The following is a 19180-nucleotide window of genomic DNA, read 5'->3' on the forward strand; positions in this document are numbered from 1 at the left end:
CCAGGAGCTGGTCCAGAAGTTCTTTCTCGATAGCCATGTGATGATTCGCTCCTTTTCATCATCATGGCCCACCGCACAGAATTCCTGACAGTCCCGTAGCATTCGGTAGCCGCGCTGGTACATAACCGGGCCTCTTACTTGCAGGTTTCAGATTATGGGGGTGGATGTGCGTTTAAGGGTCACAGTGCCGGCCACGACTAGAACGACTTCGATGGCGACAGTCGCAATTACGGTGGTGCCGTTCGATTGATTTTGGCCGGAGATCTCCCCTTCAACAAATGCGTCCGAGCGTGCTGTGCAATTGTTGGCGTCATCGATCGTGAAATGGTAGCCACGCTTCCTGACGCTCGCCACCAGCGTTGCGAGGCCCCATAGTATTTGATTTAACATGTTCGACGAGGACAAAAGCAAAAACGATCATATCAAAACAAATTTTCAAAACACAGCCTTTCGGCGTTTGACAAAAAAGCTTGTACTTCTGACCGTTCAATGGCCTATGGTCGGAAGAAGACCAGCAGAGATGATAAGGTCGCGAGCCGCGTTGGACCGCTCGTCCCGGATCTGTGCGAACCCTATACCAGCAACGCCAGTGAACAGACCGAGATGGCGTGGATCGCAGTACTTCTGGGTGTCTGAAGAGCATGGCAAATTGCCAGTTGCCTGTGCTGATGACGCGCAGGCCATCTCGACGCCGGCGGTGCCGCTGTGGATACCGGCTCCTTGGTTAGGCAGGGACGCCAATCCGATCACCCCGCGCCGGATTGCAGCATCCGCATTCGCTCGCCATTCTTGGTCATGACGCAGGCACAGGCATGTGATGATGTGACCTGCAATGCCGCAACTCCATTCAGAACCGGCGCGAGGGCCGAAGCGCCAGAAGGCTTCCGAGCTGTGTTGAAGCAGGGATTGAACCGAAGCGCGAATGTTTGCGTTCCCTGATGCATGCGCAAACTGACTGAGCGCAGCCAATACACCAAAAGCACCTTGCGCAAAGCCAGACGGTGCCGTTTCCGCCTCTCTGCTGGTCCAGTCGGCCAGACGGCAGGCAACCATCTCGGCCTGAGTGTCCGCTGTGTCGGAATTCACGAGTAGGAGCGGACCCAGCAAGCCCGCATATCCGGACCAGACATCCCAAGGCTTATCTTCGAGCAAGGCCCGATCGAGAACTGCAACCAACTGCTGCATGGCGTGCGGGATTCGATCGGCCATTATGCTAAGCCTCTGCAGTGCCGACAATGCCAGAAGCTGTCCGCCGCTGCCACGCAACCCGATGGGCAGGTCTCGCCACCACCGCAGGCGCTCAGCCGATGTTCCGCTCTCCGCCAGCCTCAGAAGCGGCTCAGCCAAATTTTCTGCAATATGGCAGGCCTCTGGTCTTCCGGTCGCTGCAAGATAGACGGCAAGACCAAGTGTGCCGCTCACGAGCGACATTCCAAGCGGCTGGTAGCAGAACCGGATACCATCCGGCGCGAGATCGAATCCGATCCAGCCATCTGATCGACGCCTGATTTCCGATAAAAGCTGGTCTGTCGGATTGGTGATCGGTTGGAGGCTGTTCTCGCAACTCCGCCCGTGCTGCGCGAGCCGCAATGCCTTGGCCGATGCCAAAGCGTCTATTGTTTCGATCTCACGCTCGATCCTTTCGCAGGACAATGCCTCTATTCGCTCCCGGCTTGCCGCCAAGCCACTCGTCTCGAAATAGTCATCGATTCGTTGATCGCCGGTCAGGTTCAGGGCCGTTTGCGAGACCGTGTGCGTGAATACGGGAATATCCAGTTGGCGCATTTGCAGCTTTTCAGAGGCGCATAGGCTTGAAACGTCCTGACGATCTGCAAGCGGCGCAAAAAGGCGCTCCAGCGGATAAAGAACGTCTGCTTGGGACTGCTCGCTTCGCAATGCTTCCGCCGTCAACTGACGGCGTGCAAGCGCCGCATAGATCCGTGTCGCGCGAATGACAGCGCGCCCCTTGCAGCCGTTGAAGGCCTGCAACAGGCCATCTTCCCCCAGCCAAACGGGTTTGTTGGCGATGATGGACCTGCACTGCGCATGGAATCCGGCCATGAAGAGCTTACGATGACGGAAAAATGGATTCTTCCTGTCTGACGTTACGGGCAATGATTGCGTGCGAACGAGCTCCCCGATCATGACGGTGCGGGCCATGTTATCCGTATTGATGGAGTGCCAGCCGGGAATTTGCCTTGGCCATTCCTGAGGATCGATGCCGAAAGCGCTCGTATCGACGGCATCGCGTGCGAGGCCCAGTAAGGTCCAGGCTGGAAATAGCTCGGTTCGTGCAACGGTGGTGTCGAACCAAGACCATGCCGTCTGGGCCGCACCCAGGCTGTCCCCCGGCCGTGGACGGCGAATTGCTGGCTTCTCGAAGGGCGTCAAAAGCGTTTCGGCGTCTATAACATATAGATGGCTGTGATGCGCCACGAGGTTTTCGTGGTGACCATCCGTGTAACCTAAAACATGCAGGAGAGCGGCCAGTCTGCCGGCACTGCGATAGAATGCCTGCAGTACATCTTCGTTGTCGCAGGGCGCGCCCTCAACAAATTCCATATAGCCATAGTCTTCTGCGCACCAGATTTTCAGCCCGGGAAGAGGTGAAAGACCGATGCTAGCGCGCGGATCCGCCAGCAAATTCTGGAACGCCGCCTCGAGGGCGAGGTTACGGGGCTTGTAGACGAGTTTTGTCTGCCGCCCCTGCCAAGTGAATTCCAGCAGCACGACGCTCCGTCCACCCTTATGGGTATCGCCGACAGCAAATTGCATGCCGGAAAGCGCCGCGTCTTCAGGAAGGCGGAAGTTTTGAGCGATTGCTGTCCGATCCGCCTCGAGGCGGGCTAAAAGCTCGCGAAGATTTCTGATCCAGACTGCAATTGTGAAAGGAATCAAGCGTCGAAGGACCGGAAAGCGATCCAGCAGTTCCGCCAGATGTGTCTGCCGCAGTTCGTCTGTCAAGCGATCATAGATCTCGCATTTCGCGGCGCTCGGGTCTTTCTCCGGGGCTAATGCGGCGATGACGGACGCGCCAGCGCCACGCCGCTCTTGAAGTATTTGCTGAAGTGCATCTGCCCCCAACGCGCAAAGGCGCTCTGTCAGCGCTACAATCAGTTGCCCGATGACGGTTGGCGCCAACGCGGCTTGCGGCAGAAGCCCCATTGCGACTTCGGCCAGAGGAAACCACAGGTGAACAAAAGGCAGCTCTTTCGCAAGGCAAGGCGTTCGCGAAATGTCTTGCCTCGCCGCGAAGCATAAACCCGAGAGAAACGCATCTTCGGAACCGGCTTTCTCACGAGGCGCGCCTGTATTGCCCACCGGATCGGCAAGCTCGTCCACCAATGGCCAAAGGGCTACTATCGCCGTATTGTCTCGTGCCTCTTTTCGGATGTTTGCGTCGATCATGGCGATGCCTCCCGCACAAATCTCCCTTTCGATCCGGCAACATTTCCGCATTGACAGCTATGGATATTGCGACATGGTGCAATCTGAGGAATGTGGAGACATATATGCAGCCTACAATGCCGTTCTATAACTTTCTGCCGGAGGATTTCAAGGTCTATGTCGGCGCGGATGGAGGTGTGTCTTACATGCCCGGCCCGCAGCGGCAGGAGCGCACTTTGCCGACGATCAATCGTTACGGGGGGCCTGACGGTGGCTATGTCGCGGTCTGTTCGCGTGTGGCGGATCATGCTGTCTATTCCGTTGGCGACGGGATCTATGTGGTTGGCCAGATCAGGCTGCAAGGTGCCTATGAGGGGCGCTTTTTCGTGCCGAAGGGCTATGGAGGAAAGTGCATCAGCGCTGCTCCGGACATAAAGGCGATATGCGATCAAGCCTTTCCCGGTAGCGCACCCAACTGGGCGAGCGGCGATGCCGGCGGTTGGTTTGGTCTGCTGATCGATAAGCGGGACGTTCGCGATAAGATCCTCACGTTGGATTTGCCCCAGCAATTGCCGGAAAAGGTTGATTTGCGACGATGGTGCTCGCAGGTCCAAAATCAGGGCACCTTGAACGCCTGCACCGCCTACGCCGCCTCGGCCATCCTGGAATATTTCGAAAATCGCGCCGGCGGAAACGCAGTGTCGCTGTCGGAAATTTTCCTTTACAAGGTCACGCGCAACCTGATGCACAAGACGGGCGACACGGGAGCCAATACGCGATCCGTCATGAAGGCTTTGGCAGCCTTAGGCACGGTGCCGGAAGAATATTGGCCGGATGACGCATCCCAATTCGATGCTGAACCGTCTGCCTTTGCCTATGCGCTGGCAGGTCGTTATCGCTCTCTCAAGTACAGCAGGATTGATGCGAAGGACCGTTCAAAGGACGTGGTGTTGCGCCAGGCCAAGACATTGCTCAGTCGGAACCGTCCGGTCATGTTTGGCGTCATGGCGTATTTCGGCACTTGGCAGCAATTCGTGACGTCCGATCGCCTGCCTTACCCGAGTGAGGATGACACGCTTTTTGGCGCCCATAACATTGCCGTCATGGGCTATGACGATGGCATCACAACGGAAAATGCCAAGAACCCCGGCATCAAGACGAGGGGCGCCTTCCTCATTAAAAACTCCTATGGCGAGGAGTGGGGTGACAAGGGCTACGGCTGGATTCCTTACGATTACCTACTGAAACATCAGTCGATTGACTGGTGGACGATCACCAAGCAGGAATGGCTCGACATGAGCGTGTTCAGCTAAATGAAAGGTATAAAATGCAAACCCGTTTCCGCGTGACCGCGGAAACGGGTTCTTCTCCTGACTTTTCGTTAGCCGAGTCATCATGGTAGCCTCCTCGATGCTGGTTCTGCTGATCGGTCGAAATCCGCCGACTTAAAACCACTAAGGAGAAAGATGTTCGGGCGTACGCGAGGGACCTTAAGCGAAGGCATGATGCGGCGGATGCGTTTTGTTGGCGTTCTCGACTTTCTGCCACGTTGAATACGAATCGCAGAGCATAGGGTAATCGCGGTGCGATCGTCCAAAGCCTTTTCGTAAGATGATGCTGACGGGGTGGTCGCCCCCGATGAGATGGAAAGGCGGGCTCACGATTGGAACCGGCTAATATCAAGCGGCAGCAACCCGGGACCAATATATTGGGCTTGATGTTCATTGAAAGATACGGCGACCTCGGTTCGGGAGGGCGGGAAGCGGATCTGGCGGGGAAAGTGCCTTTCGGACCCAAAGCTCGGGGCTGACATTACCCGCAAGCACGCGCCGCACGCCAGGCGCGTCGTCTTTGAAAACGGGGCCGCTGTCGACGTGGTTCTATCATGCGCTAATGGCCGAAGGGGCTCCGGCGATCTGCATTGAAGCGCGGCACGCGCATAAGGTATTGAGCGAAACACTCAACAAGACCGACGCCAATGATGCCGATGGCCTGGCTCAGCTCGCTGAAGTCGGCTTTTTATAAAACGGTTCGCGTCACGTCGTTCGACGCTATGATGGCCCACGCGTTGGGGCGGCCGCAATCTGCTGCTGAGCCTCTCAAGCCAACTTGGCAATCAGATCCGCGGGTCATGAAGACGTTCGGCCTTATCGTGCGCAACGGCACAGGTCGGATTTTTGATCCCAATGTTCGAGAGCTTCTGGAGAAGCAGACTACTTTGGTACAGATCATTTTGCCCTTACTTGATGCGTGGCGCGATCTTCGCAAGCGTGCGGCCATTCTTGAACGTCAGCTCATCGCAGAGGGCGCGGCAGAGCCCGGCTACAAAGATGCTTTATATCTCCCAAGTCCTGTATCTTGGGACGCGGGTCTCCAGATTTGGCCTCGAGGCGCGATAGAGGGTCGCCAGCGCGATATAGCCGCTTACCTGCCGGCGCAAAGCGGCATCAGCGAGCACGAGCTGCTTCAGAAGCTCATCAGACGACTTCAGGCCGCCAGGCGAAGAATGCGCTTGGCAACGATTGGCGCGGCTGGTGGCCCGACGAAGATCCCGACGATGGTGGCGATGATACCGCCTGATCGAAGGTGCCGGGTTGGCCGCTGCTGTTCCGCACGGCCCCGGCTGGCAGTCGCCAGTTGCAATCCCCCACTCAGCCGCTTCTGGTTTACTCTACCAGCCCTCTTTTGACTGAAATCGAGCCTTCGACGAGCAGTTAGGGACCAACCCAGAGAGGCTGCATGTTGAAAAATTCGTCCTGTTGTTCACCGGTGTTGGCGCTGCTCTTGTCGGCCAGCCTCGCGACGGCTGCCGAAACCATTACCGGCCGCTCAAGGGTGATCGACGGAGATACAATCGAAATCAGAGGCGAGCGCATCCGCTTGCACGGCGTCGATGCTCCGGAAAGCTGGCGAGGATGCGAAGACGGCGACGGCGGTACCTATCGCTGCGGTAAAGAGGCCGCTTACGCGCTAGACAGTTTTGTTGCCCCGTCGCGCCCTATTCGTTGCGAGCTCGTCGAGCGCACTCGATACAAGCGCCGGGTCAGCATTTGCTTTCGCGCCGACGGTCGCGAGGTCAATCGCTGGCTGGTTGAGAGTGGCAACGCGGCAGATTGGCCCTGTTGCGGCAAAGCGGGACACCTGGCGAGGAAGGTTCGTCCTGCCGTGCGAGGCGCGCGTGCGGTCCGCGCAAAACGGAACGCATCATCATGTTGATGCTAGCAGAGCATGATGGTTGTGTATCTTCGCGCCTCCCCCAGTGCAGCATACCAAAGGATAAATTCATGCCAACCTATCCGCGATAATGAGAGCGCAATCAGCTACCTCAGCGAGGTTGCAGAGAGGCTCAACAAGCAACTGATTAAGGTCCAGGGCGAGAACATGGTGACGAAGTCCCTGATCAAACGGCTCATGATGCTCGTTTGTCCTCCCTCGCGCCGAGTTCCGCCAGGGCTGGGATGAGGCACTTGACTCGACCGCGGCGATTGGATACCGAAATTGGAACAGGCAAATGAGCCAACGCGGGCGTTCGTTCAAGCTGTGATAAACCTTCTCGCCTACTACTGACCACGACCCACGGTGTTCTCAGGGTACTTGAGGGAGGCTTGCGGAATTGATGCCCCCCGGTTCTGCCGCTTCCACGGGCGAAGCCGTACAGCGCGTTTTCTCTACGTGGTGAGATTCGCAAACACCTTGCCGAGCGTGCCCTGAGTCGAATTTGGGCTAAATAGAAGCACGTCCGACACAGCCGAGTTGCTGCGGCCCTCCCTTTTTTCGTCGTTTCCACCCCGGCGCAAAACTTTCGCGCTTCCTGACGTCGTCATTTGTCGTCAGCCGCGCGCAGTGGGCGCCTAACAGCACCGGACTCCGTAGCGGCCTCGCGCGTGTCGAAATGGTTGCTTCTGCGGGTGGATTCCCAGCGCCCGCGCGCAGCGCCGAGCCTGCTGATGTTCACAATTGTTGACAGTTTCGGTGCAGGGGATCGCTTCGACTCGACTTCAAAGCAACTTCTTGCTTGAAATCTTCCGCCGAAAAGCACCGATCCATCTACACTGGCCGCGTGAACTTGAATTATGCTCTTGGCCAAATCCAAGCTGACTATGCTAACCTTTTCTATGGACGCTCTCCCTTGTAATGGTTCCACACAACCATTCTGGCACGAAGATGCCGTTGAGTGGGAGCGTCCACCCCATCGCTCACGTTGAATCAGCAGTCGCTGTCTTTGGTAGAAAAAGGCCATGTATCGACTGGAATGCTCGCCGTTGCTGCGGCCGACGGCGCGCCGGGTATGGTGCCTACGACTCTCAGGGTAGGGATGACGCTACAGCGCCAGATGACGCCGGTCGGTAAGGGGGCCTTACTGAACGCGCGCTGGGCGCCAATTCAACAATCATGCAGCCAACCAGTTTGGGCGGTCCCCGACCGTTGCACTTCATCCTCGTCGACTGCGCACCAGTCGCAAATCCGACATATGTCGAAGCCGACCTCCGCGCCACGATGAAGCACGATCAGTTTATGTGCTTTGCGATACATGTATGAGGCGACATACGCGCGACTCTGTCCTTCATCATCAACGATTTCGAAGATATACCTCAAACAAATCACCGGCAGTAATTGTACAATCTGAGGAGTATTCGCCAACGCTTGGGGGAGGCTTGTACCCTTCCGCCCAAAGGAGCGCTTTCCATTCTGCCGGATACGCGGCTCCTTAGCGACGAGTAACACGCGGCTTCGCGCCTCGATGGCTTATCAGCGTCTTGACCGCGCGAGACCTCCCTTGGAATTTGGAAAAGATATCGCGTTCGGCATAACGCCCCCCTCGCAACTCGAAGCTGAAGTCTAGGAGATTCCCGCTTCAGAGTTTCGGTTGTGACCCCTGCCTTCATATTGATGATCCTTCCCTTCCCGTGACCTCGCGCCATCGCCCCTGTCCTGGATACAAGCCTCAAAGTTCCGGCAACCGCACGGGGCAGACGAAGATCCGGCTGTGGTGCCGCTCCCCACGGCCCTGCGGCTTGGAAGGTGACAATCCGACAGCTGGTCGCCGGGCGGGATGACGGCCGGCCCCGAGACGATCCTCATGCAGAGATTCACATCCAAGAAGGTGGCCAGCAGACCGGATGATCAGCGTCGGATCGACCTGTCTCAACGAGATCGCTCGCGTCTCTTTGTTGCGTAGCAAAAAAGGGCGGCTCGAGAGCCGCCCTTCAGATCCGAATGGATCCTGCCAAGGCTGTCGCCTTATCACATCATGTCCATGCCGCCCATGCCGCCCATGCCGCCAGGCATTGCCGGAGCGTCCTTCTTCGGCAGCTCGGCGATCATGGCTTCGGTGGTGATGAGCAGCGAAGCAACCGAGGCTGCGTCCTGGAGCGCGGTGCGAACGACCTTGACCGGGTCGATGATGCCCATGGCGATCATGTCGCCATATTCGCCGGTCTGTGCGTTGTAACCGAAGTCGTCGGTGTCCTTCTCGAGGATCTTGCCGACGACGATGGATGCTTCGTCGCCAGCGTTTTCGACGATCTGGCGGGCCGGAGACTGCAGAGCGCGGCGAACGATGTTGACGCCGGCATCCTGGTCGTCGTTTTCACCCTTGACGGTGATCTTGACGGAGGAACGCAGCAGAGCAACGCCGCCGCCCGGTACGATGCCTTCCTGAACTGCAGCGCGCGTCGCGTTGAGAGCGTCGTCGATGCGGTCCTTCTTTTCCTTCACTTCGACTTCCGTCGCACCGCCGACGCGGATGACGGCAACGCCGCCAGCGAGCTTGGCAAGGCGCTCCTGCAGCTTCTCACGGTCGTAGTCGGAAGTGGTTTCTTCGATCTGGGCCTTGATCTGGGCGACGCGGCCTTCGATGTCGGACTTCTGGCCGGCGCCGTCGACGATCGTCGTGTTTTCCTTGGTGATCGAAACCTTCTTAGCGCGGCCGAGCATGTCGAGCGTGACGCTTTCGAGTTTGATGCCGAGGTCTTCCGAGATCACGGTGCCGCCCGTCAGGATGGCGATGTCTTCGAGCATGGCCTTGCGGCGGTCGCCGAAGCCCGGAGCCTTGACGGCAGCGATCTTCAGGCCGCCACGCAGCTTGTTGACGACGAGCGTTGCGAGTGCTTCGCCTTCGACGTCTTCAGCGATGATGAGGAGCGGCTTGCCGGTCTGCACGACGGCTTCGAGAACCGGGAGCATCGCCTGGAGGTTGGAGAGCTTCTTCTCGTGCAGGAGAATGAAAGCGTCTTCGAGGTCGGCGACCATCTTTTCCGGGTTGGTGACGAAGTAGGGCGACAGATAACCGCGGTCGAACTGCATGCCTTCGACGACTTCGAGTTCGGTCTCGGCGGTCTTGGCTTCTTCAACCGTGATGACGCCTTCGTTGCCAACCTTCTGCATCGCTTCGGCGATGTCGAGACCGATCTGCTTTTCGCCGTTTGCCGAGATCGTGCCGACCTGGGCGACTTCGTCCGAGGTGTTGATCGTCTTGGCCTTGGCGAGCAGGTCCTTGACGACTTCCGCGACGGCGAGGTCGATACCGCGCTTAAGGTCCATCGGGTTCATGCCGGCGGCAACGGCCTTCGCGCCTTCGCGAACGATTGCCTGAGCGAGAACGGTTGCAGTCGTCGTGCCGTCACCGGCAATGTCGTTGGTCTTCGAAGCGACTTCGCGGACCATCTGGGCGCCCATGTTCTCGAACTTGTCTTCGAGTTCGATCTCCTTGGCCACGGTGACGCCGTCCTTGGTGATGCGCGGCGCGCCGAACGACTTGTCGATGACGACGTTGCGGCCCTTCGGGCCGAGCGTCACCTTGACTGCGTCGGCGAGGATGTCGACGCCGCGCAGCATCTTTTCGCGCGCGCTACGGCCGAACTTGACTTCTTTAGCTGCCATTTTGAAAGCTCCTGGTTTCGAAATTCCGGAACGGGTCCGGTTTCAAATTGCGGAAGTTTGAAGGGTTGCCGGCGATCAGCCGATGACACCCATGATGTCGGCTTCCTTCATGATCAGAAGGTCTTCGCCGTTGATCTTGACTTCGGTGCCGGACCACTTGCCGAACAGGATGCGGTCGCCAGCCTTGACGTCGAGCGGAACAACCTTGCCGCTTTCGTCACGGGCACCGGAACCGACAGCCACGATTTCGCCTTCCTGCGGCTTTTCCTTAGCGGTGTCCGGAATGATGACGCCGCCCTTGGTCTTTTCTTCAGATTCGACGCGGCGGACGACAACGCGGTCGTGCAGCGGACGGAAATTGGTGCTTGCCATTGTCTAATCCCTCGATCATTGACAGTACGGATATTTGAACGACCCGGTGGTGGTTGGTAGCACTCTTTACGCGAGAGTGCTAGCTCGGTGGCTGAGATATGTCCCCGATGCGTGCGTGTCAGGCAAATTCCCAACGGGACAGGCCGATCGCATGCTGGGGATTGCCGATTACGATCCTCTTATGTCCCGTTTGGGCATGCATCGCGGAAGCGTCCTTCATCTGGAGCTCGCGATTAGCGCCCCTCGCAACGAGAAGTCATTCAAAAGCGCCTCTTTCAGCCGGGTTCTCCTGCTCCGCGTTCGGCGTGGCACCGCTTGAAACATTCGGCCGCGGAACCACACAAACATCGCCGTAACAAACCTCTTCGCCCTTGTGATTGGTATGGGTGGTCTGCAGCAGATCTGGTTGGAAGAATTCTTTCGCACCGTGCTCGTCCAGCGACTTCAACGCCAGCTCGAGCAACTCGACCGCACGGTCTTTGTTGCCGATCTCATAGTAGTAGCAAGCCACCTCCGGAAAAGCAGGAACGCGGAGAGACTGCATGAACCTGACGCGAAAGTTCAACGTCGGGACTTAGCCAACCATGCGTCAATCTTGCTGCGGTCCTCATCGGCGGGTGCAGCCCTTTGTGCCGCGACGGCTGCGACCTCAACTACACTGCCCTTGTAAGTCTCCTGCGGCTCTATCAGGTCGCGCAACGCCCCCTCACTAGGTTCACACGAGGTTCCACAAATTCGAGGATGTACAATTTGCCCGGCTGGAAGATTGCAAGGGGCTCGCCACTCACCCATTCCCGCACTTTGACCGCAGGCGCCAGGGAGTTCATTTGCAAGATCGGAGCACTCGTTGCAGGTGATTTGTGTGACATAGCTTGGTCTCCAACTAGGACGAGACACTCGGGTTGAGGGGAGGGCATCCCCGGCCGCAGTCCCTCATTGTTGGCTAGAAGCACGTCAAAACGGTTGATTAGGATGGTTTTAAGCAAAAAATGCGCCGACGCTCTACCTTGGAAAGCATGAACCCCCTCCGTCGCTCACACGAATGGCTCGCAGAAGCCAAAATCGTCGCAAATCTGTCGTCGCGGGACATCAGTTGCCGGATAGCTCTGAGACCTATTCTGAAGCGCGAGACAGTGAAGGGATGGAAAAACTCCGCCTCGTCCCAGCACGACTCATTTACCTCTGCTGCGGTTAGCTCTTGGTTTTCGACGTAACCACGTAAATTGCATCTCCGACCGTGATAACGGCCTCGGCCACGTCATCTGAAAGTTCGATATTGAACTCGTCCTGGATCATCATGACGATTTGAGCGACTTCGAGAAAGTCGGCGCCCAGGTCATCGACCAGAGACGCGTCGTCCACAGCATGGGCAGGGTCGACGCCCAACTGCTCGACGATTATTGCTCTTATACGATTAGAGACGTCCGCGCTGGATTTTTCCACCGGTGTCCTCCCTTAAAGCATTATCACGCTTCTCCCGGCATGCTCGAGCGCCGAGGCGTGAGCATAATCATCGCTTTTCTTTATACCATTAATCTCGACGTCGCAGACAGGGCATCTGGTAAGCCGCATGGCTCTAACCACGAAAGACCGGGCGCGATTCCCAGGCCTGCAACCAACACATAAAGCGGCCACTCCGTCTCATCTTAGGGGCGTCTGAGGAACATCCGGGACATCGGGCGGCACCTCGTTCTCTGGAACGAATCCCAGGATGCTCACCACGAGAGCGATGAGAACGCAAATGAGTACGAGGAAGGCAACGCTCAGGAGCGTCAATGAAGACCCCTTCCCAGAAGAGCGGTCAGCGCACCGCTGAGTACCGCATCGCTTCTATAAGCACTATGGGCATTCACCAGCGTGGCAGTTGGTGCCGGGGGCAATGTCTTACCTCCAAGAGAGTGGGTTCGGCGGCCGGGAGCCCGATCCGCCGAATTTCAATGAGCCTTGCATGGTAGCCATCGGTGAAGACGGCGAGGCAATCGGCTTGATCATCTACGACTGCGGCCCGGAGAACTGGAGCATCTTGCTCGGCTACGTGCTGCCGAGCATCGACGGAAAGGTATCTACACCGCTCTTTTCTATGCCCTTCGCGACAAGCCCAAGAGCAAGGAAATATCTTTTCGATCCTTTCGGGTACGCACCCCAACAACCTGGCCGCCCAAGCAGCATTCGAAGCGCAAGGTAGGACAAAAGAATACATAATGCATTCCTATCCGCTGAAGGACAGGGGCGAGGGCAAGAGCCCACTGAGAGCGCAGTAGCGCAATCGCAGGGCCGTAGCTTTGAGGAGATGAGGATGCGAATACCTAGTCGAGTACTTCGATACCGGCCCAGACGGCCTCAAGGGCATGCAAGCCCTCATCAACGAGAAGGCGGCCCAGGGACATGCTCTCCACCAGGCAGTGCCCGAAAGCACATACCAGTGGGTACTGATCTTTTCCTCGCTCAGCTGCGCGCAATGAACAACGACATGAGCGTGAAGGCAGAGGTGCTGCTGGATGGCTCCTGATGGAAACCGAGTTCACGATGACGAACTGATCACCCGCCTCCCAAGGCAGTTTTAAGTCTCCTTGGGAAACTGTCAGCGCCGCCGCGACTCCCGCGGGCATAAACAATCTCACGGGTAGTTGGTGGGAACCAGCCCCTGCGTATTCGGGCGCGCTTCTATCGATGTTCGATCGACTGCCAGGATGCTCATCACGAGAAAGATGAGGACGAGTATTAATGCCATAAATGCGATGCCTGCCTTATCCATCTCCCATCACGACCCGATGAATGCGAGCAAAGCAAGGCGACACTGGTGAAGTTCCCTCACAGGGGCCTGTCATAGTTGATGGTGGCCAGCGCGAGTGGCGCACGGTAGACGTGATAAGAGGCTAGCGCTAAGCCCGCCGCCCTCCGATACAATAAGTCCCGCTGCCGCTCGAACAAGCGTACCGAGCGGGCTACTCCCACACAAAAGGTCACCATGTCCTGCCGCGTCGTCGAATACCATTCAGGCCCTGCGGGTATGCCCGGCATGTAAGCCCTAATAGACGAGTGGGCGGCTGGGGGCTATTCGTTCCACCGGGCAGTGCGCGAGGGCACATATCGGTGGGTGCTGTTCTTTTCCTCTAGCGAGTTCACTTCTTGTTCCTAGTTATTTAGGCAACCCTTATGTGAACGATGCGCGGTTAGTGCAATGCCAGCATTGTAAAGAGGACGACGGCGGCAAGGACGGAGAGGAGAAGGATAGTACCTTCTTTCATGGCATTGTTACTCCTGCCCCAATTCAGAAATATGGGGAATCGGAACGTCTCTTCACCCATCCGGCCGGCAAACGCAAGAGATCACCATGACAGGTAAGGACGAACTGCCTGATTGGGGCGCCGCGCTTTGAGGCCACAATCTCCAATCTCGCTCTTCGAGAATATCAGCTCCCTGGCCTTCATTTCCGCCGAAGATATGCCAGAATGGATAAAGGCGGCCTTCCTCGATCCTTCGTCGCCGCTCCACAACGAGGAGCACGCTCACCTTGCACATGCCGAGATCGGCTTTCTCTGGACCGTAGTCAAGAACAGCCGCAAGGGCCGCCGCATCATCGGCCAGTGCGAAGAGGGAAAGCCTCAAGGCGCCATGGGCAAATGGGCCCGCGCCCGAGCAGAGATGCAGGTAAAGCAGTGGTTCGGCTTCGTCCCGGATTTCATCATCACGCTCGATGCCGAATACTGCCGGGCATGTGGCGCGCCCGTCTTCACCATTCGCGGACATAACGTCGAAGAGTTCGTCGGCGTTGTTCGCCGCTATGGCGCAGATGCAGCTGGTGTCCGCGCGATCGTAAATGCCGCTAACCGCCCGCCAGAGATAGCCCGGGCTAAGATTAATTGCCCACGCTTGCGGCACATGCCAGCTCAGGGTCGCCTGATCAAATCTCGACGATGAGGCCCTGTTGGATCAAGTCAGTAACATTCACAGAACTGGCATTGAGAGCTTTATCAGCATCAACATATTTATCAGCGGTAAGGCACAAAAATACGGCCTGCACCCTGCCGGCTTCAGCTTTCACATCTGGCCGATCAATGGTCACACCCTGATACGTGCCTTGAGGTATGGCGTGACCGCGGATCTCGCAATCTCCGAGAGCTTCAAGGCTGATCAGGTGTTTAGCCATGCAGGCGATTCCTTCTTTGACGGGGCTTTGACGGACGAATGGCCAAAGCGAAACTTTCTGATGAGGTGAAAACCTACATTGTGCAAGCCCTGGCGTGTTTTGATAGTCCATCTGTCGTGGCGGCCGCAGTCAAGAAGGAGTTCGGGGTCGACGTGAGCCATGACCCGAACAAGAAGGCAGCGTCGGGCATAGCGCCAAAGTGGAAAGCTCTTTTCGGAGAGATCCGCAAGACCTTCCTAGAGGATACGGCGACCATCGCCATCAGCCATCGCGCGGCGCCGTCTTCCGCCGGTCCACGGTGCAGGTCCGAAACGAGGGCGGTCTTTGGGATGAGAGCGAGAAGCTCTATCCGGCCATCGGCGCATCGCCCAAGGAGCATGTACTGCAATGGAGCTTCCCGTCAGGAGCTTCGGTATCGTTTGCTCACCTCGAGCATGACAAGACCGTCCTGAACTGGCAGGGCTCGCAGATCCCGCTCATCTGCTTCGACGAGCTGACGCATTTCAGCGCGAAGCAGTTCTGGTACATGGTTTCGCGTAACCGCTCTATGAGCGGCGTGCGGCCATACATCAGAGCAACCTGCAACCCTGATGCAGATAGCTGGGTTGTCGAGTTCATCAGCTGGTGGATCGACCAGGATACCGGATTGCCGATCCCGGAGCGGGCAGGCGTCCTTCGGACCACGGATGTAGCAGAGCCGATACGCGTCTTAATATTGCGCGGTCGGCCTTCACGAATGCTGGATTGGTGATGCCGGAGGCCGAAAGCGGGTCGGTCAGGTCCGCGTTGATCTTCGCCTTCTTACCCTCGTCACTTCGCCTTCGAATTTGCCCTTCCACTCGCCGCGCTCAGCTCCGTGGTCACCAGCGCACCGTGCCCGGATGGCCGCCGGTGTCGGCGGCACCTCAAGCGTTCGTTGTTAGACTAGGGGACACCTCGTAGATTGGAGCGACAAGCTTGGAGATGGGGACCTTGGAGGCTCCGTTCTTTTCTTTCGCGAACTCGGTCTCGAGCTCGAAGGGCGGGCCACAATCGAAGGAGAATGGGCCGGACGTGTCACCGGACTGGGCGATCAGAAGGTCGAGACTGCCATGATGCGCACGCCTGACGGACACAGCCGGCTTTGAGCTCTCCCGCTTTCTCTCGCCGCCGAACACGGGTAACGTGATGCATCACCATCGTCGTATGGACGGTTGATTTGTCGAAGGTCGTGCTGGCTGAGCAATAGCAGCGGAAGCGCTGCTCTTCAGGCTTAATACTCCGCCGCCATCCACATCTCGATGCCAAGGCACGCGAGCGGCAATATGACGTCATCCAGACCGCCATCGCCTATCGCGGCGATCCGAACCCGCAGTTCTCGGCCAAGGGCGAGGCACTCTTCGCCTGGCGATCGGTGTGGACCTATTCCACGGCCGAGCTGGTGAAGGTGCTCGCCGGCGAGCGGGAACGCCAATGTCACGTCGCCAATTTCGATACCGGCAAAAAGACTGTTGAGATCACAACCAAGCGCTCTGGCGGTTTCGACGAGCCTGCTCGCTGAAATCCGATCCTTGCCGCTATCGTACTTCTGTATCTGCTGAAACGTGACGCCGATCGCATCGCCCAGTTTCTTCTGCGAGATCCCACTGATCTCCCGAAATCGACGGATGTTGGTTCCCACGGTCGCGTCGACATCCTTGTCCGCTTGGCTTCTCCGCATATTGTTTCAGTCCTTCGCTCGCATGCCGGATCCGATCCGAAGTCCTTGATGTGCTCCTATCTCACCTGACTTCAACATTCACTTTAACAAGAGAAAAAACCAGATGGATAAAACCGTGCCTCCCGGCGCGGCGATCTTCGATTGCATCAACCGCGTTCAGCACGTAAATGGAAGCGTCTGTGAATTCGAACGCTCAGACGCCGGGCCTCTTCTCGTCGAGAGAGAAGGGGCCTTTTTTGCGTCTAAGAACAGATAGCATCGGTGGTTGTGGCGAGATCCGGCCGGTGCCTAAAACCATGATCGCTCGTCTTCCCTTCCAGCACCGCAACCGCAGCTGCCTCGATGCTGCGACAGAGATCGTCGTATTCCGCCGGCAGCTCCTCGCGGCATGGGACCTCCTTGCGGAGCTCGTCGACCATCAGCGCAGTGACCTCATTGACTCGGCAAAAGCTCTGAAATGCCAGCCTGTGGGCGCTAGTGATTTTGTCGCGATAACGGGGCAGGGCAAGCCTGAGGCGCGCTCGACCTCCCTGAGCAGAGCGGTATTCCTGAGGTCATTTGGGCATCGAGCAAATCGAATTCGTCCATGTGCCCCGCGTCAATTCCGCTATCTTCCATTGGCAGGCCTCTTCGCAGCGTCCAAGCCGGGCGATCCAGCTCATCTGACCTTTCACGGGCACCAACCACGAGTATTATGGCTCGGGAAGCTCTTCCCGTCGCCCTCGAACTCATGTCCGAGCAACGATCTTTGTTGCGGAGCGTTTCGTTTTCAGGGGCTCACCGAAGGAGGAGTGCGATGCGTCCTGCCGAGTGCGTCGAGATAATAGAATGGGCTGCAGCTCTCGCAGCAGTCGTTTTCGTGGCGGCATTATTGCCGCGGCACTGTCTTGATGACTCGATTTTCAAATGATGCCGGAGAACCTTGATTCAGGCTGATCGTCGGGCTCGGCCAATGTCGGTCTGGGTGCGATCGGCCTTGACGATAGGGCTTTGAGGTCCTCGGCGAGGCCGGCAAGCTGTGCCGCAACGTCCAAAAGATTTGAAACGGCGCACTGCGCCGCGATGTCTGAGAGGTCAGAAGCTTGCTCGATTGGGCCGGCGCTTCTCGCTTCGCTATCGTCCATGTTCAATTCCCATTTCCATTGATGTGGATCAATGGCGAGGCTCGTCAAAGGCCGCGGGCCGATGACGAGCCTCCCGGCCGGCTGCGAGGGGCAAGACGACCAATGTCAGTCTAAGCCCGAACACTGCCGGCCGCCACAAACCAGCCGCCGAATATTCCCCAACGACAACCAGGAGACTTCAATGAGCGCCGCCACGGGAGCGGCGACTTTTGCTACGATCGAGAGATCTGGGGCCGACACCGGCGCAACAGCGCTACGATACCCGCAGATCTCGGCAACACGCCGGAAAAGACGGTGACGGCTATCTCTACCGCGGTCGAACCGGCATGCAGCTCACCGGCAAGGACAACTACCGCCAGTACCGCAACTGGTGCCGCGCGGCTGGTCTCGACTACCCCGACTTCGTCAAGGATCCCGACGCGGTCAATGCCGATCCGTGGGAAGGCCTGGTGCCTCTGTTCTACTGGGACACACGCGAGCTGAACCGCTGGGCCGGCTAAGGCGACGCCGAGACCATCACGAAGAAGATCAACGGCGGCAAGAACGGCTTGGCTGATTGGTTTGACCGATTGGGGCGGATCTCGCTCGTTCTTCTCGGCTACCGCGCCGACAACGTCCTTCAGTTCCAAGCCGACCAGCGCCTGCAGGTCGACGGCGATGTCGGACCGAAAACCCGTGCTGCGATGCATACGGCGCTTGTGGCGCTCACTCCGGGCGAAGCGGCACGGCCGGAGGTCAACGTGGCCCGGTGACGGAGGAGAAGCTGGTACCGGTATCTGTCACGCCAACCAGCCTCGACGCGCCGCGGTGGAAGTCCAACGAGGTCATCACTCCTCTGTCGTCGTCGTCGAGCACTTTCGCTGCTCTACGAGATCGGCGGCATACCGTGGCATAACCTCTTATTGATCCTTGTCGCGTTCGGCGGCATGGCCGGCTTCCTCTACTGGCGCAAGAACTCCGATCGGAAGGCCGTCGCAAAGCAGGTCGAGGGGATGGCGTAATGTTCTGCACTCCTCGCCTCATCGTGGCTGCGGCCGGTCTCGCTATCGTCGCCGCCGTCGTTGCCTGGATCTACCGGCAGGGCGGCGACGATGTCAGAACCTCCATCGAAAGGCAGAACAATGAAGCTGGCCGCACTGCGGACGATGTCCGCACTCGCTTCGATCTTGCCCTCCGGGGATGTGGGACTTCGGCGCCGGCAAGTGCCGACGGTTTCCGCCGCGTGGTGGGCACTGATTTAATCGGCGGGCGTGGCGGGACGCCGGCTGATCAGCGCAAGATCGACCGGACCGTCGTCGGCATCTGCGCCGCGGCGGTCTGGACGAAAGGGGAATGCGCCGGACGCGGGGAAGGGCGCTGAATGTCGCAAGAAATATTCGCTTTGATCGAGTTGTTCAATGCGTGGTTCGGCGGCGCGGCGAGACCATGACCCATGATCAGCGCGATGGTCGGCCGGCTGATGTGGCACACGAACGAAGTCCGGAAGATGCGCCGGAAGTTCTTCGGCAAGGAGCTGTTCTGGGAAATACCGATCGCCGTCGGCATGGCATTGATCGGCGCGGCTTT

Annotated in this window: 15 protein-coding genes and 7 pseudogenes; 12 read left to right on the forward strand and 10 right to left on the reverse strand. The window is 58.0% G+C overall.

The genetic code is table 11. The features are described 5' to 3' along the window. Positions 1–486: 486 nt before the first annotated feature. Complete coding sequence (locus FB009_RS31295; protein ID WP_011970831.1) at positions 487–3408, reverse strand: type 2 lanthipeptide synthetase LanM family protein; 2922 nt, start codon at positions 3406–3408, stop codon at positions 487–489. A gap of 185 nt (positions 3409–3593) precedes the next feature. On the opposite strand from FB009_RS31295, the gene FB009_RS31300 reads away from it, so the two are divergent. The 3 genes and pseudogenes from FB009_RS31300 (at position 3594) to FB009_RS33850 (ending at position 5967) form a co-directional block, all read left to right on the forward strand. Then, a complete protein-coding gene (locus tag FB009_RS31300; RefSeq protein WP_234705535.1) occupies positions 3594–4700 on the forward strand; it encodes a C1 family peptidase in 1107 nt (368 codons plus the stop codon). A gap of 394 nt (positions 4701–5094) precedes the next feature. Next, a pseudogene (locus FB009_RS34030) lies at positions 5095–5432 on the forward strand (IS110 family transposase); the annotation flags it as partial. A gap of 350 nt (positions 5433–5782) precedes the next feature. Then, positions 5783–5967: pseudogene (locus FB009_RS33850) on the forward strand (hypothetical protein). A gap of 2664 nt (positions 5968–8631) precedes the next feature. On the opposite strand, the gene groL reads toward FB009_RS33850, so the two are convergent. From groL to FB009_RS34035, 5 genes are all read right to left on the reverse strand, one after another. Then, entirely contained in the window at positions 8632–10269 is a 1638-nt protein-coding gene (gene groL / locus FB009_RS31330; RefSeq protein WP_014530987.1) for a chaperonin GroEL, read from the reverse strand. 75 nt (positions 10270–10344) lie between these two features. Continuing rightward, on the reverse strand, positions 10345–10641 hold the full coding sequence (gene groES, locus FB009_RS31335; RefSeq protein WP_014528059.1) for a co-chaperone GroES: 297 nt from the start codon (positions 10639–10641) through the stop codon (positions 10345–10347). Between the two features lie 256 nt (positions 10642–10897). Next, complete coding sequence (locus tag FB009_RS33860; RefSeq protein ID WP_331251719.1) at positions 10898–11185, reverse strand: hypothetical protein; 288 nt, start codon at positions 11183–11185, stop codon at positions 10898–10900. A gap of 647 nt (positions 11186–11832) precedes the next feature. Then, positions 11833–12084: an acyl carrier protein gene (gene acpP, locus FB009_RS31345; protein WP_011970826.1), complete on the reverse strand. Its 252-nt coding sequence runs from the start codon at positions 12082–12084 to the stop codon at positions 11833–11835. 198 nt (positions 12085–12282) lie between these two features. Then, positions 12283–12417 (reverse strand): hypothetical protein, encoded by a 135-nt coding sequence (locus FB009_RS34035; protein ID WP_011970825.1) that lies wholly within the window; start codon positions 12415–12417, stop codon positions 12283–12285. A 172-nt stretch (positions 12418–12589) separates the two neighbouring features. Between FB009_RS34035 and FB009_RS33030 the strand changes: the two genes are divergently transcribed. Both FB009_RS33030 and FB009_RS31365 read left to right on the forward strand, forming a co-directional pair. After that, positions 12590–12826: a hypothetical protein gene (locus FB009_RS33030; protein WP_018210148.1), complete on the forward strand. Its 237-nt coding sequence runs from the start codon at positions 12590–12592 to the stop codon at positions 12824–12826. 1190 nt (positions 12827–14016) lie between these two features. Further along, a pseudogene (locus FB009_RS31365) lies at positions 14017–14545 on the forward strand (putative metallopeptidase). On the opposite strand, the gene FB009_RS32955 reads toward FB009_RS31365, so the two are convergent. Continuing rightward, positions 14546–14791: a hypothetical protein gene (locus FB009_RS32955; protein WP_186447695.1), complete on the reverse strand. Its 246-nt coding sequence runs from the start codon at positions 14789–14791 to the stop codon at positions 14546–14548. 38 nt (positions 14792–14829) lie between these two features. Here FB009_RS32955 and FB009_RS31375 point away from each other — a divergent pair. From FB009_RS31375 to FB009_RS33865, 3 genes and pseudogenes are all read left to right on the forward strand, one after another. Then, positions 14830–15073 (forward strand): annotated as a pseudogene (locus tag FB009_RS31375) (DUF2280 domain-containing protein); the annotation flags it as partial. A 16-nt stretch (positions 15074–15089) separates the two neighbouring features. Continuing rightward, positions 15090–15542 carry a terminase large subunit domain-containing protein gene (locus tag FB009_RS31380; protein ID WP_018009143.1) on the forward strand — a complete coding sequence of 151 codons (453 nt, stop codon included), beginning with the start codon at positions 15090–15092 and terminating at the stop codon, positions 15540–15542. Between the two features lie 217 nt (positions 15543–15759). Further along, positions 15760–15943 (forward strand): annotated as a pseudogene (locus tag FB009_RS33865) (VOC family protein); the annotation flags it as partial. A 100-nt stretch (positions 15944–16043) separates the two neighbouring features. Here FB009_RS33865 and FB009_RS31390 read toward each other — a convergent pair. From FB009_RS31390 to FB009_RS33525, 3 genes are all read right to left on the reverse strand, one after another. Next, the gene (locus FB009_RS31390) at positions 16044–16490 is read right to left on the reverse strand and encodes a helix-turn-helix domain-containing protein (protein WP_011970822.1); all 447 of its coding nucleotides are present in this window, start codon (positions 16488–16490) and stop codon (positions 16044–16046) included. Between the two features lie 242 nt (positions 16491–16732). Continuing rightward, entirely contained in the window at positions 16733–16909 is a 177-nt protein-coding gene (locus FB009_RS31395; protein ID WP_011970821.1) for a hypothetical protein, read from the reverse strand. 483 nt (positions 16910–17392) lie between these two features. Then, complete coding sequence (locus tag FB009_RS33525; protein ID WP_011970819.1) at positions 17393–17614, reverse strand: hypothetical protein; 222 nt, start codon at positions 17612–17614, stop codon at positions 17393–17395. A gap of 209 nt (positions 17615–17823) precedes the next feature. Between FB009_RS33525 and FB009_RS33530 the strand changes: the two genes are divergently transcribed. From FB009_RS33530 to FB009_RS31420, 4 genes and pseudogenes are all read left to right on the forward strand, one after another. Beyond that, positions 17824–18114: a hypothetical protein gene (locus FB009_RS33530; protein WP_225996819.1), complete on the forward strand. Its 291-nt coding sequence runs from the start codon at positions 17824–17826 to the stop codon at positions 18112–18114. 48 nt (positions 18115–18162) lie between these two features. Next, the gene (locus tag FB009_RS33535) at positions 18163–18366 is read left to right on the forward strand and encodes a peptidoglycan-binding domain-containing protein (RefSeq protein ID WP_225996818.1); all 204 of its coding nucleotides are present in this window, start codon (positions 18163–18165) and stop codon (positions 18364–18366) included. 369 nt (positions 18367–18735) lie between these two features. Then, positions 18736–18974 (forward strand): annotated as a pseudogene (locus tag FB009_RS31415) (hypothetical protein). Continuing rightward, positions 18975–19180 (forward strand): annotated as a pseudogene (locus FB009_RS31420) (phage holin family protein); the annotation flags it as partial.

Origin of the sequence: Sinorhizobium medicae (genome assembly GCF_007827695.1) — a bacterium.
Taxonomy (GTDB): Bacteria; Pseudomonadota; Alphaproteobacteria; order Rhizobiales; family Rhizobiaceae; genus Sinorhizobium; species Sinorhizobium medicae.